At 60.4% G+C, this 12,278-nt stretch carries 11 protein-coding genes; 10 read left to right on the forward strand and 1 reads right to left on the reverse strand.

Annotated features, from left to right (window positions below; all coding sequences use genetic code 11):
* Window positions 1-56: 56 nt before the first annotated feature.
* Window positions 57-1,412, reverse strand: coding sequence for a homogentisate 1,2-dioxygenase (gene hmgA, locus AB3N21_RS18660; protein WP_367936627.1), 1,356 nt, complete (start codon window positions 1,410-1,412; stop codon window positions 57-59).
* A 72-nt stretch (window positions 1,413-1,484) separates the two neighbouring features.
* On the opposite strand from hmgA, the gene AB3N21_RS18665 reads away from it, so the two are divergent.
* The 10 genes from AB3N21_RS18665 (at window position 1,485) to AB3N21_RS18710 (ending at window position 12,196) form a co-directional block, all read left to right on the forward strand.
* Window positions 1,485-1,922 carry a MarR family winged helix-turn-helix transcriptional regulator gene (locus AB3N21_RS18665; RefSeq protein WP_367936628.1) on the forward strand — a complete coding sequence of 146 codons (438 nt, stop codon included), beginning with the start codon at window positions 1,485-1,487 and terminating at the stop codon, window positions 1,920-1,922.
* Between the two features lie 59 nt (window positions 1,923-1,981).
* Window positions 1,982-3,217 carry an adenylate/guanylate cyclase domain-containing protein gene (locus AB3N21_RS18670; RefSeq protein ID WP_367936629.1) on the forward strand — a complete coding sequence of 412 codons (1,236 nt, stop codon included), beginning with the start codon at window positions 1,982-1,984 and terminating at the stop codon, window positions 3,215-3,217.
* A 348-nt stretch (window positions 3,218-3,565) separates the two neighbouring features.
* Window positions 3,566-4,594 (forward strand): GlxA family transcriptional regulator, encoded by a 1,029-nt coding sequence (locus AB3N21_RS18675; RefSeq protein ID WP_367936630.1) that lies wholly within the window; start codon window positions 3,566-3,568, stop codon window positions 4,592-4,594.
* A 90-nt stretch (window positions 4,595-4,684) separates the two neighbouring features.
* Window positions 4,685-5,824 (forward strand): SRPBCC family protein, encoded by a 1,140-nt coding sequence (locus tag AB3N21_RS18680; RefSeq protein ID WP_367936631.1) that lies wholly within the window; start codon window positions 4,685-4,687, stop codon window positions 5,822-5,824.
* Window positions 5,821-7,362 (forward strand): choline-sulfatase, encoded by a 1,542-nt coding sequence (betC, locus tag AB3N21_RS18685; protein ID WP_367936632.1) that lies wholly within the window; start codon window positions 5,821-5,823, stop codon window positions 7,360-7,362. Before AB3N21_RS18680 ends, betC begins: the two co-directional genes overlap by 4 nt.
* Window positions 7,346-8,146, forward strand: coding sequence for an SDR family NAD(P)-dependent oxidoreductase (locus AB3N21_RS18690; protein ID WP_367936633.1), 801 nt, complete (start codon window positions 7,346-7,348; stop codon window positions 8,144-8,146). Before betC ends, AB3N21_RS18690 begins: the two co-directional genes overlap by 17 nt.
* 10 nt (window positions 8,147-8,156) lie before the next feature.
* The gene (locus AB3N21_RS18695) at window positions 8,157-9,092 is read left to right on the forward strand and encodes a 3-keto-5-aminohexanoate cleavage protein (RefSeq protein ID WP_367936634.1); all 936 of its coding nucleotides are present in this window, start codon (window positions 8,157-8,159) and stop codon (window positions 9,090-9,092) included.
* A gap of 10 nt (window positions 9,093-9,102) precedes the next feature.
* Window positions 9,103-10,521: an aminobutyraldehyde dehydrogenase gene (locus AB3N21_RS18700; protein WP_367936635.1), complete on the forward strand. Its 1,419-nt coding sequence runs from the start codon at window positions 9,103-9,105 to the stop codon at window positions 10,519-10,521.
* The gene (locus AB3N21_RS18705; protein ID WP_367936636.1) at window positions 10,521-11,261 is read left to right on the forward strand and encodes an SDR family NAD(P)-dependent oxidoreductase; all 741 of its coding nucleotides are present in this window, start codon (window positions 10,521-10,523) and stop codon (window positions 11,259-11,261) included. Before AB3N21_RS18700 ends, AB3N21_RS18705 begins: the two co-directional genes overlap by 1 nt.
* The gene (locus AB3N21_RS18710; RefSeq protein WP_367936637.1) at window positions 11,261-12,196 is read left to right on the forward strand and encodes a 3-hydroxyacyl-CoA dehydrogenase NAD-binding domain-containing protein; all 936 of its coding nucleotides are present in this window, start codon (window positions 11,261-11,263) and stop codon (window positions 12,194-12,196) included. The genes AB3N21_RS18705 and AB3N21_RS18710 overlap by 1 nt, the downstream gene beginning before the upstream one ends.
* Window positions 12,197-12,278 lie beyond the last annotated feature (82 nt).

Consider the following 12,278-nt stretch of genomic DNA (forward strand, 5'->3'; position numbering starts at 1 on the left):
CCCGTAACCGATAAGCGCGGCGATCACTGCGCAGAGGATGATCGCCGCAAGTGTCGTCATTTCTTGCCGGGGGTGCCGTCGAACTTCTTGTCGATGTCGGTCCAGCAGTCGATATAGTCATCCTGCAATGGCGCCTCATCCGCGGCAAATGCGGTCAGATGCTGGGGGAAGCGGGTTTCGAACATGAAGGACATTGTGTTGTCCAGCTTGTCCGGGCCCAGATTGGCATTCGATGCCTTTTCAAACGCTTCCTTGTCCGGTCCATGCGGCAGCATCATGTTGTGCAGGCTCATGCCGCCGGGGATAAAGCCCTGCGGCTTGGCGTCATACTGGCCGTAGATGTTGCCCATCAGCTCGGACATGATGTTCTTGTGATACCAGGGCGGGCGGAACGTGTCCTCCATGACCATCCAGCGCTCGCGGAACAGGACAAAGTCGATATTGGCCGTGCCGGGATGGCCCGAGGGCGCGGTCAGCACGGTAAAGATCGACGGGTCCGGGTGGTCGAACAGGATGGCGCCGACCGGGCAGTAGTTGCGCAGATCGTATTTGTAGGGCGCGTAATTTCCGTGCCACGCGACAACGTCCAGCGGGGACTGGCCGATCTTACTGGTGTGGAACTGGCCGCACCACTTGATGGTGATAGTCGAGGGCACCTCGCGGTCCTCGAAGGCTGCCACGGGTGCCTTGAAATCCCGCGGGTTGGCCATGCAGTTGGCACCGATGGGGCCACGCCCCGGCAGTTCGAACTTCTGCCCGTAGTTCTCGCAGACAAAACCACGACAGGGGCCTTCCAATACTTCGACACGATAGACGAGACCGCGCGGAATGATGGCGATCTCCTTGGGTTCCAGATCGATGATGCCCAGCTCGGTGGCAAAGCGCATGCGACCCTCTTGCGGGACCACCAGCAGCTCGGAATCGGCCGAGTAGAAATAATCATCCACCATCGATTCGGTGACCAGATAGATATGGCTGGCCATGCCGACCTGCGTGTTTACGTCACCTGCGGTGGTCATGGTGCGCATGCCGGTCAGCCACGTCAGCCCCTGATCCGAATGCGGCACCGGGTCCCAGCGGTATTGGCCCAGGCTGATCACGTCCGGGTCCACGCAAGGCGCGGATTTCCAATAGGGCAAATCGAGTTTTTCGTAGCGGTGCGAATGCTTCACCGACGGGCGGATGCGGTAGCACCAGGTGCGCTCGGGCGGGTTGGCGGTGAAGGCGGTGCCGCTCAGCTGCTCGCCATAAAGGCCATAGTTACATTTCTGCGGGCTGTTCATCCCCTGCGGCACGGCGCCGGGCAGCGCCTCGGTCTCAAAGTCATTGCCGAAGCCGGGCATATAGCCCTCGACAGTGCCGACAGGCGTGCCTGCCTGGGTCATTTCATGCGGATCAGTCGGACGATTCATGGCGCGTTCCTCCGTTTGCTGCTTGTCGAATAATAGTTGATTTTGTAACTAACAAGGACAGGAGATGCGAAAATGACAGAAAAAGATGACTTCGACTTGCGAAATTTCCTGCCCTTCCTGCTGAATCAGGCCGCCGAGCAAAGTTCGCTCGAGTTTCAGCGGGTCTACAAGAATCGCTACGGGATGCTCAGAACCGAATGGCGGGTGCTGTTTCATCTGGGAAATTACGGCGAGATGACCGCCAAGGAGATCGGTGAGCGGGCGATCATCCACAAGACCAAGATCAGCCGCGCCGTCGCCAAGCTGAGCAAGCGCCGCTACCTGAGCCGGACCCGCGATGAAAAGGATCGCCGGGTTGAGCGCCTGGCTCTGACTCCGGCGGGCTTGGCCGTTTATCTTGAGCTGCGCGGCATTGCCGAGCACTATGACGCCAAACTGGCCGCGCACTTCACCAAGGGCGAGGCGGCATTGCTGCGAATGATGCTGCGGCGGCTGGCAGGTATGGATTAACGTACTGGCAATTTCGGGTCACAGACCCCAGATCGGGCAGGTATGAATTGGAGCCTCCGATGACCAGGATCGACACCCCCTTGCTCGCATCTCACCAACTGATCGGCTGGCTGTTGGAGCGGGGGCTCGAAGGGGCCGGGCAGCAAGAGCTGCTTGAGGGCTATTGCGACCAGCTGACCGCGCTCGGTATTCCCCTCATGCGTTTTCATGCGGCGCAGAACGCGTTTCACCCCAACTATGGCGGCACCGGGTTCAGCTGGACCCGGGACCAAGGTGTGCTGGTCGAAAACTACGAATACAGCGACACGCCGAAAGAGAGGTGGGTGCAAAGCCCGCTTTACGCTTTGCTCGGCAGCGACACAGACACATTGCGGGAACGGCTGGTGGAGCAGAATGAGGCCAGCCGGTTTCCCTTTCTCAACGAGCTACGCCAGCGGGGCGCCACGGACTATCTGGCGATGGCGTTGCTTTTGGAGAAATACGACCCGGATCGACCGGTTGACCCCGACAACGCGCCCGAGGGCGTCCTGCTGTCCTGGACCAGCGACGCGCCGGATGGGTTTTGCGACGCGCATCTGTCGCTGATCCGCGAGGCGCTGCCGCATCTCGGGCTGGCGCTGAAATCGGCGGCCAACCGGCAAATGGCCAAGGACCTGCTTGGGGTCTATCTGGGCCGGGATGCCGGGCATCGGGTGTTGTCAGGGGAAATCAGACGCGGATCGTTGCAACAGATCGACGCGGTGATCTGGAATTTCGATCTGGAAGGCTTCACCAGCCTGTCCGAGCAGATTCCGGGCCTTGAGATGATCGCGATGCTCAACGACTATCTCGCGGTTGCGGTAGGGGTCGTGCATGATTGCGGCGGCAACATCCTGAAATTCATGGGCGACGGGCTGATGGCCATGTTCGACGTGGGTGAGATAGATGCCGACGCCCGTGCCGCATTAGCCGCAGTGGAAGAATTGCTGACAAGGATGGCCGCGCGGAATGCCGAGCGGGCGGCGGCAGGGTTGCCGGTGGCCGAGTTCACACTGGCCCTGCATGCCGGTGAAATCCTCTATGGCAATATCGGCGCCGAGAACCGGCTGGATTTCACCGTGATCGGCCCGGCGGTAAACCAGGCCGCCCGCATCGCCGGAATGCACCGTTCATTGGGTCAGCGCATCCTGCTATCGGACGAAGTCGCCCGCGCCGCCGAGCCCTGCGACTATGACCTGATTTCTCTGGGCCGGTACATGCTGCGCGGGGTGGCCGAACCGAAGGAGTTGTTCACGGTGTACAGGCCGGGCGAATAGAGAACATTCTCGTGCCCCTGGCTCGGGATGAGCTTGCAGCCGCCCGTGCCAAGGTCCGGCCTTTTCTATCGCGGCTTAGCGCGGCCGAAACGGTCGTAGTTTGTGAGTGAGCTGAGGTGTCAGAACGGACTGCCACAGAAATGCAGCGCTGAGACGTATGCAAGCAACGATCCAACTGCTCACGAGTGTCGTTTCAATTCCTTCTGCTTGGCCACTGTGATGGGTCAAGGCTCGGAAATGCAATTGTCTGGCCGCAGTTGTTACTTTCCGCAAAGGCGACCGTAGTTTTGGCGGGAGAAGCATCTTACCTCGCTCGCCGTGCATCCCGGAATCCGTTACGTTATGGCCATGCAGAACAAGAATGAGACCACCGAGATTTTGGTTCTGGTCACGCCGCACTTCAATCTTGCGGCGACAACGACGTTTCTGGATCCGTTCCGGGCAGCAAATTACCTCGGCGGAAAACAGCTTTTTCAATGGCGCATCGCGAGCGAGGCAGGTGAGATGTGCCGAGCCAGCAATGGCCTTGAGATTGCGGTCAAACCACTGAACGCGCTTAGGCAAACACAGCCTGACATCGTCGTCGTCTCAAGCAGCTGGACGCCCGAAGCCTTCACAAGTGAACCGCTGTTGTCTGCCATAAGGAAGTTTGCGAGGACCGGTAGTTACATTGCTGGTATCGATACCGCGGCCTTCATCCTGGCCGAGGCAGGCTTATTGCAGGGGCGGCGTGCAACCGTTCACTATGAGCATATCGACGCCTTTGGCGAAAAGTACCCGCAAACGGAGATTTGTGAGGATCTGTTTCTGCATGAAGGCAACCTTGGAACATGCTGCGGAGGCGCCGCAACGGGAGAGTTCGCCCTGTTCCTGCTGCGCGGCATCATAGGCGACGCGCTGACCAATGACTGCGCGAAATACTTGTTCTACAGAAATCTGCGCGGGCCGGGCGCGCACCAGACCGATGATCATCTTGAGCCTTTGGGGAATACTGCGCCGCCCAAGGTCCGGAAGGCCATTGAGATCATGGAACGCCATCTGGAAACGCTGATCAGCATTCCTGAGCTTTGCAAACTGGCAGGGGTTTCTCAGCGCCAGCTGAACCGTCTGTTCCAGGAATATGTAAAAACCAGCCCGCAGCTATACTACCGGGATATCCGGCTGGACCGGTCGCGGGGGCTGGTCACACAAACCGAGCTGCCCATCTCCGAAGTTGCCCTTGCGTGCGGGTTTCCCAGTCATGTGCACTTTGCACGGGCTTACAAACGGCGTTTTGGACTGCCGCCCAGCCGAGACCGGATAGAGGGCCGCGTGCCGTTCGAGTTCCGAGCCTGGCCGATGTACCGCCCAGCGTCACCCTCGCAAAATGGCGAATGAGGTTTAGCTGAGGGCGATTCGATTATCGTTCGCTCAGAGGTTTTTGGCTGATCATACCCTTGCAACCCAGCAGGCGAGGGAGTGTTCGGCATGTCAGACCTACCGACCAGTGCTCAGTTCTCGGCGATCGGCGAGGGATATTCAGCGGATGCCGGCAATTCGCAGTCGCTGAAGGCTGACGCTTATGTCCGGCAGGAGTGGTTTGCGGCCGATCAGCGTGAGATCATCGCCAAGTCCTGGCAATGGGTCTGCCACGTGGAAAAGCTGCGCGCTCCCGGGTCGTTCTTCACCGTCGAAATTGCCGGACAGCCGATTGCCGTGGTCCGGGATCGCGAGGGCGGGCTGCGGGCCTTTTACAATGTCTGCAAGCACCGCGCACACGAGCTGCTGAAAGGGGAGGGCAGCACCACCCGTATCATGTGCCCCTACCATGCTTGGGTGTATAAGCTGGATGGCCAGTTGGTGCGTGCGCCGGAAACCGAGCATCTGGAGAACTTCAGCACCGGCGAGATCTGCCTCGACCAGGTGCAGGTCGAGGAGTTTGCCGGTTTCGTGTACGTCAACCTGGACCCATCTGCCGCGTCCCTGGCGGAACAGTCCGGCAATCTGGAAACCGAAATCCGGCACTGGGCCCCGGATATCGACCAACTGACCTTTGGCCATCGGCTGACCTATGACATTAAGTCGAACTGGAAGAACGTCGTCGACAATTTTCTGGAATGCTATCACTGCCCGACTGCACACAAGGATTTCTGCGATCTGGTCGATATGGACACTTACAAGGTGACCACGCACGGGATTTACTCCAGCCATATGGCCGATGCCGGTCAATCCGCAAATTCCGCCTACGACGTCTCCAACGCGACCGTGCGCACCCATGCGGTCTGGTGGCTGTGGCCGACGACCTGCCTGATGCGGTATCCGGGGCGATCCAGCATGATCGTTCTGAACATCGTTCCGGTCGGCCCGGACCGGACTCTCGAAACCTATGATTTCTTCCTGGAAACGCCTGGACCCAACGAAGCCGAGTTGGATGCGATCCGCTACCTAGACGAGGTTTTGCAGGTCGAAGACATCAGCCTGGTAGAGAGCGTACAGCGCGGCATGAATACGCCCGCCTTTACCCAAGGGCGTATCGTGAATGACCCAACCGGGTCGGGCAAATCCGAGCACGCAGTGCACCACTTTCACGGCTTAGTCTTGGAGGCCTATGCCGGGGCCGGCAGATGACGCGACCCAACATCGTTGTCATAATGGCCGATCAACTGGCACCGCATTGGACAGGCGCCTATGGTCATTCGGTGGCCAAGACGCCGCATATCGACGCTTTGGCGGCGCGCGGCATGCGATTTGATGCGGCCTATTGCAACTCTCCGCTCTGTGCGCCCTCACGCTTTGCTTTCATGTCCGGGCAGTTGATCAGCCGCATTGCCGCCTATGACAATGCCAGCGAGTTCCGTGCATCGGTGCCGACCTTTGCGCATTACCTCACGGCGCTTGGCTACCGCACTTGCCTGTCCGGCAAGATGCATTTTGTCGGACCCGACCAGAAGCATGGATTTCAGGACCGCATCACCACCGACATCTACCCCGCCGATTTTGCCTGGACCCCGGATTGGGAGGCCCCGGATGAGCGGATCGATAAGTGGTACCACAATATGGAAACGGTCAAGGAAAGCGGTGTCGCCGTCGCCACCTTCCAGACCGACTATGACGACGAGGTGGGGTTTGCCGCGCGCCGGTGGCTGATAGACCGGGGCCGCGAACGGGCGGCGAGGGATGAAACGCCCTTTTGCCTGGTGGCGAGCTTCATCCATCCGCACGACCCTTATGTCGCGACACCCGAGTGGTGGGATCTTTACGATGATGAAGACATCCCCATGCCCGAATATATTCCTGGACTTGAGGAACAGGATCCGTTCTCGCGCCGTGTCATGGCCGGGATTGAAGCCGCCATTGTCCCTTTGAGCGAAGAAGAGGTGCGCCGCGCCCGCCGCGCTTATCTGGCCAATGTCAGCTACTTCGACAGCAAGGTCGGTGAAATCGTCAAAACACTTGATGACATCGGTGAAAGTGAAAACACGGTCGTCATCGTCACGGCTGACCACGGTGACATGCTGGGTGAGCGCGGACTGTGGTACAAGATGAATTTCTTCGAACACTCTGCCCGGGTGCCCCTCGTGATGGCCGGTGCAGGCATGGCGCAAGGCGCGGCATCCAACGCCTGCTCACTGCTCGACCTTCTGCCAACGTTCATTGACCTCGCGGGAGGCGACATGGCGATCCTTGGCGAGCCCATAGATGGCCGATCGCTGCTGCCGTTGGCCCGCGGCGAGGCCGACCCGATGGACGAAGCGATCGGCGAATACTGTGCCGAGATGACGCCGTATCCCGTTTTCATGATCCGTCGCGGGCCGCTCAAATACATCCACTGCGACCCCGATCCGCCGCAACTCTATGATCTGGCGAAAGACCCGCTGGAGACCAGAAACCTTGCCTCTGATCCAGTCTACAAGGACGCCGTCGTTGCCTTTGCGGCTGAGGTGGCTGGGCGGTGGGATAGCGAAAATCTCCGCCGCAACATCATCGCCACACAGAAGTCCCGCCGCGCCTTGCAGGCGGCGATGGATGCGGGGACCGGAGAGCATTGGGATTACAACCCGCCCTCTGACGCCAGCCAGCAATATGTGCGCAACCACATGGATTGGACCGTGGCCGCTGAACATTACCGTCTGAACCCGAGGAACCCCGATGACAGGAATTTTTGAAGGCAAAACCGCATTGGTCACCGGCGGCCGCGGAGGCATTGGCCGCGCAATTGTCGCGCGTTTCCTGCGCGAGGGCGCCCGGGTGTATGCCGCTGATCTGACACCGCGAGGCTCTCTGGCAGAGCATGACGAGGATGGCAGTATCTTTGTCAAGCTGGACGTCACTCAGGAAATGGACGCTATTGCTGCGATGGAGCAGGTCAAATCCGAAGCCGGTAAGCTGGACATCCTGGTCAACGCTGCCGGGATCGAGATTGAAAAGACCATTGAGGATACCTCGCTGGAGGAATGGAACCGCAGCTTTGCCGTGAACTGCACCGGCACGTTCCTGACCTCAAAAAACGCGCTGCCGCTCATGCGTGCTGCCGCTCAGTCGGGACATTCGGCCTCAATCATCAACTTCGGGTCTTATGATGGTTTCATCGCCGACCCCGGCCTCGCGGCCTACTGCGCCACCAAGGGGGCGGTGCATGCGCTGACCCGTGCGATGGCCTGCGATCATGGACCTGAGGGCATCCGTGTCAATGCCATCTGCCCCGGCTACATCGACACGCCGATGCTGCAAAGCTTCTTCACGGGCGATGGTTCCGGCGGTGGCGGGAAGACCATTGACCAATTGCAGCAGGCGGTGCGCGATGTCCACCCGATGCGCACCTATGGCACGCCGGATGACATCGCCAATCTGGTCAACTGGCTGGCCTCGGATGAGGCGCGCTATGCCTCGGGCCAGCTGTGGGTACTGGACGGCGGTCTGTCCGCGCAGGTCCAGCAGATGAAGCTCTGAGGATAGCGTCATGCCCAAGCAGAAATCTGTGATCATCACTTGCGCTCCGACGGGCGGAATTCACACGCCCACCATGTCCGAGCACCTGCCCATCACACCAAGCGAGATCGCGGCGGCCTCGATTGAGGCGGCCGAGGCCGGCGCCTCGATCATCCACCTTCATGCGCGGAACCCGGACACCGGCAAGCCCGATCCGAACCCGGACCTGTTCATGGAGTTCCTGCCGCGGATCAAACAGGCGACGGACGCGGTGATGAATGTCTCAACCGGCGGCGGGCTTGGCATGACGCGCGAGGAACGCCTGCGTGCCGCCACCAAAGCCTCGCCCGAGATGGCGAGTATGAACATCGGTTCGATGAATTTCGGCATCTTCCCGATGAAGGACAAATACTCAAACTGGAAACACGCGTGGGAGCCCGAGTTTCTCGACATGACCCGCGACTTCATCTTTCGCAATACCTTTGCGGATATAGAGTATTGCCTGAAGGAACTGGGCGAGGGCCACGGCACCCGTTTCGAGTTCGAGTGCTATGACTTGGGCCATCTTTACAACCTGGCCTGGATTCGAGACCAGGGCTGGATTGACGGTCCGATTTTTGTGCAAATGGTGTTCGGCATTCTGGGCGGCGTTGGCGCCGATCTCGACAACTTGATGCATATGCACACTATCGCCAACAAGCTGTTTGGCGATGACTATGAGTGGTCGGTTCTGGCCGCTGGACGCTTCCAGATGCCCTTCACCACTCAAAGCGCCTTGCTGGGCGGCAATGTTCGCGTCGGGATGGAGGACAGCCTTTATATCGGGCCGGGGGAAAAGGCGGTGTCCAGCGCCCAGCAGGTCATGAAGATCCGCAACATCATCGAAAATCTGGGCCTCAAGGTGGCCACCCCAGCCGAGGCGCGCGCGCGCCTGCGGCTGAAGGGCGGCGATCAGGTTGCATTCTGAAGGGGAAAACATGCAGATAAACATGCTGATCAATGGCGAACTGGTTGCCGGAGACGGCGCAGCGTTGCCGATCTTGGATCCGGCCACCGGGTCCGAGATCGCCCAGGTGCAGGAAGCCAGCCCGGAACAGCTTGAGGCTGCTGTGCGTTCCTCTGAGGAAGCCTTCGAAGGCTTCTCGCGCAGCACCCCGGCGGAACGGTCTGCATTGCTGCTGGCGGTCGCCGATTGCCTGGAGGCAAATCAGGATGAACTGGCCGAGCTCGAAAGCCTGGACGCGGGAAAACCATGGCCCTCGGCCCGCGACGATGAAATGCCGCTGACGATCGACACGTTCCGTTTCTTTGCGGGCGCGGCACGGACCATGTCCGGTTCTGCCGCGGGGGAATACGTCGCAGGCCATACCAGCATGATCCGCCGAGACCCTGTTGGGCCTGTTGCGGCCATTGCACCCTGGAACTATCCGCTGATGATGGCGGCTTGGAAATTGGCGGCACCGATTGCAGCAGGCTGCACGGTTGTGCTGAAACCCTCCGAACTCACGCCGCTGTCGACTTTGCGGGCTGCAGAACTGCTGAACGAAATTCTGCCCAAGGGCGTTCTGAATGTCATCCACGGCGCTGGCCCGACCATCGGCGATCAATTGATCAACAGCCCGCAGATGGAGGCCATCACCGTGACCGGAAGCCCCGCGACCGGCATGGCGGCAATGCGGGCTGCGGGCAATCAGATCCGCCATGTGCATCTGGAACTGGGCGGCAAGGCCCCGGTGATCGTCTTTGACGATGCAGACATAGATGCCGTTGCCGAAACCATCCGCTATGGCAGCTTTTTCAACGCCGGTCAGGACTGCGCCCAGCCCTGCCGCGTGCTGGCCCAGGATGGGGTGTATGACAAGCTGGTCGCGGCGATCGAGGCACAGGTCAACCAGATCAAGACCGGCGCGCAAAAGGCCAAGGGCACGGAAATGGGGCCGGTCATCTCGGCCAACCAGCGCGCCCGCGTTGTAGGCTTCGTCGACCGCGCTCGCGCTTCCTGCGAGGTTGTGACGGGTGGCACAGCGGGCGAAGGCGCCGGATATTTCTACCACCCGACCGTGCTGGCCAATGTCGACAACGACGCCGAAGTTGCCACACGGGAGGTCTTCGGCCCTGTTGTTTCGGTCTCCCGTTTCCGAGACGCCGAAGACGCCCTGCGCATCGCCAACACAGGCCGGTATGGTCTGGCCTCTTCTGTCTGGACCGCCAATGTCGGCCGCGCGATGGAAATGACCAGCCGCCTGCGCTACGGCTTTGCATGGGTCAACACCCACGGCGTGGGCACCCCGGAAATGCCTTGGGCCGCGATGAAGGGCTCCGGTACCGGCTGCGATATGAGCGTCTATGCGCTGGACGCCTATACCTCGATCCGACATGTCATGGTGGCGCACTAATGCGGCTCGCGGGGAAAAAAGCGCTGGTCACCGGCGGTCGTCAGGGCATCGGGCGCGGCATTGTCGAGGCTTTCATGGCCGAAGGCGCAACCGTCAGTACCTGTGGGCGCGGGGACCGGCCGGAAAATCTGCCGGAGTCTGTCACCTGGCACAGCGCGGATGTTGCGGATGCAGAGCGGGTCATGGAACTGGCGCTGGCCGTTGGCTCCATCGATGTCCTGGTGAACAACGCCGGGGTTCAGGTCGAAAAGACTGTTGTGGACAGCACTGACGCCGATTGGGATCTGATCATCGGAGCCAATTGCCGCGGCGTGTTCAACATGTGCAGGGCGTTCATTCCCGTCATGCCTCAGGGCGCGTCGATCATCAATATCGGGTCGATATCCGGCAAGGTCGCGGACCCCACGATGGCGCTCTACAACGCGTCAAAGGCCTTTGTGCATGGGCTGACACGCTCCATCGCGGTCGATCATGGCCCCAGTGTCCGCTGCAATGCGATCTGTCCGGGGTGGATCGAAACCGGCATGCTGGAGGCGGGCTTTGATCTGTCGGATGACCCACAAGCGGCACGACAGGACGCACTGGCACGCCATGCAGCCCGCCGCTTCGGCCAGCCCGCGGACATCGCCGCCATGGCGGTCTGGCTGGCCTCGGACGAGGCGGGTTTCGCCACCGGGCAGCTGTTCACCATCGACGGCGGCATGACCGCCGCATCGCCAATCAACACGGGTCTGTTCTGATGGCTGATATCACACACACTGCCGTGCTGGGGGCCGGGACCATCGGCGCCAGTTGGACGGCGCTGTTCCTGGCCTCCGGCCGTTCGGTTGCGGTTTACGACCCGGCTGAAGGCGCGCAGGACGCCGTGCGCGCCTATATCGATCAGGCTTGGGACACCATGAGCGAGTTGGGCCTGACGTCAAGAGGCAGTCCGGATCGAGTCACCTTTGTGCCTTCGGCGCGCGAGGCTGTTGAAGGCGCTGGCTTCATTCAGGAAAACGTCCCGGAACGCTTGCCAATCAAACACGCCATCTTTGCGGAGATCGAACCTGCTGTCGAACCGGATGCCGTCGTGGCAAGCTCGGCCTCTGGCCTGACGCTTGGCCAGATGCAGGCCGGATGGGGAACCCCCCGGCGCTTCATTCTGGGCCACCCCTTCAATCCGCCGCATCTGATCCCCCTGGTCGAGGTGATGGGAAATGACCTGACGGATCCAGGCGTGGTTTCCACAGCCGAGGCATTCTACAAGGATATCGGCAAGGTCACCATTCGCGTGAACAAGGAAGTCCCGGGCCATGTGGCAAACCGTCTTCAGGCCGCCGTCTGGCGCGAGGCGATCCATCTGGTGCAATCCGGTGTGGCCAGCGTAGGAGATATCGACAAAGCCATGTCCGCAGGCCCCGGGCTTCGGTGGGCGGTAATGGGGCCGACGACGCTGTTCAGTCTTGGTGCCGGATCAGGCGGTTTGGCGGCTTTCTGTGACCATTTTTCCGATACATTCAACGGCTGGTGGGAAGATCTCGGTACTCCGCAACTCACCCCTGAAGTATCTCAAATGCTCGCTGAGGGTCTTGGCGAAGCCATCGGCGATGTGTCTATTGAAAAACTGGCCGCCCTGCGCGACTCGAAGATCGTGAAACTGCAAATGGCTCTGGCAAATGTGGAAAAGGAATAGCAACTCGCGCAGGGCTATTGCGGGATTCGAAGTTGGGGATTGCCCCTCCCGAGCGCCAAGCCGCGCTAGCGTCCGCTTGTGA

The organism is Ruegeria sp. (assembly GCF_040830605.1).
Lineage (GTDB): Bacteria > Pseudomonadota > Alphaproteobacteria > Rhodobacterales > Rhodobacteraceae > Ruegeria.

Coding starts and splice junctions, on each gene's coding strand:
- AB3N21_RS18690 (WP_367936633.1), top strand. CDS start 7,346: ATGACAGGAATTTTTGAAGGCAAAACCGCATTGGTCACCGGCGGCCGC.
- AB3N21_RS18695 (WP_367936634.1), top strand. CDS start 8,157: ATGCCCAAGCAGAAATCTGTGATCATCACTTGCGCTCCGACGGGCGGA.
- AB3N21_RS18700 (WP_367936635.1), top strand. CDS start 9,103: ATGCAGATAAACATGCTGATCAATGGCGAACTGGTTGCCGGAGACGGC.
- AB3N21_RS18710 (WP_367936637.1), top strand. CDS start 11,261: ATGGCTGATATCACACACACTGCCGTGCTGGGGGCCGGGACCATCGGC.
- AB3N21_RS18665 (WP_367936628.1), top strand. CDS start 1,485: ATGACAGAAAAAGATGACTTCGACTTGCGAAATTTCCTGCCCTTCCTG.
- AB3N21_RS18675 (WP_367936630.1), top strand. CDS start 3,566: ATGCAGAACAAGAATGAGACCACCGAGATTTTGGTTCTGGTCACGCCG.
- AB3N21_RS18670 (WP_367936629.1), top strand. CDS start 1,982: ATGACCAGGATCGACACCCCCTTGCTCGCATCTCACCAACTGATCGGC.
- betC (WP_367936632.1), top strand. CDS start 5,821: ATGACGCGACCCAACATCGTTGTCATAATGGCCGATCAACTGGCACCG.
- AB3N21_RS18680 (WP_367936631.1), top strand. CDS start 4,685: ATGTCAGACCTACCGACCAGTGCTCAGTTCTCGGCGATCGGCGAGGGA.
- AB3N21_RS18705 (WP_367936636.1), top strand. CDS start 10,521: ATGCGGCTCGCGGGGAAAAAAGCGCTGGTCACCGGCGGTCGTCAGGGC.
- hmgA (WP_367936627.1), bottom strand. CDS start 1,412: ATGAATCGTCCGACTGATCCGCATGAAATGACCCAGGCAGGCACGCCT.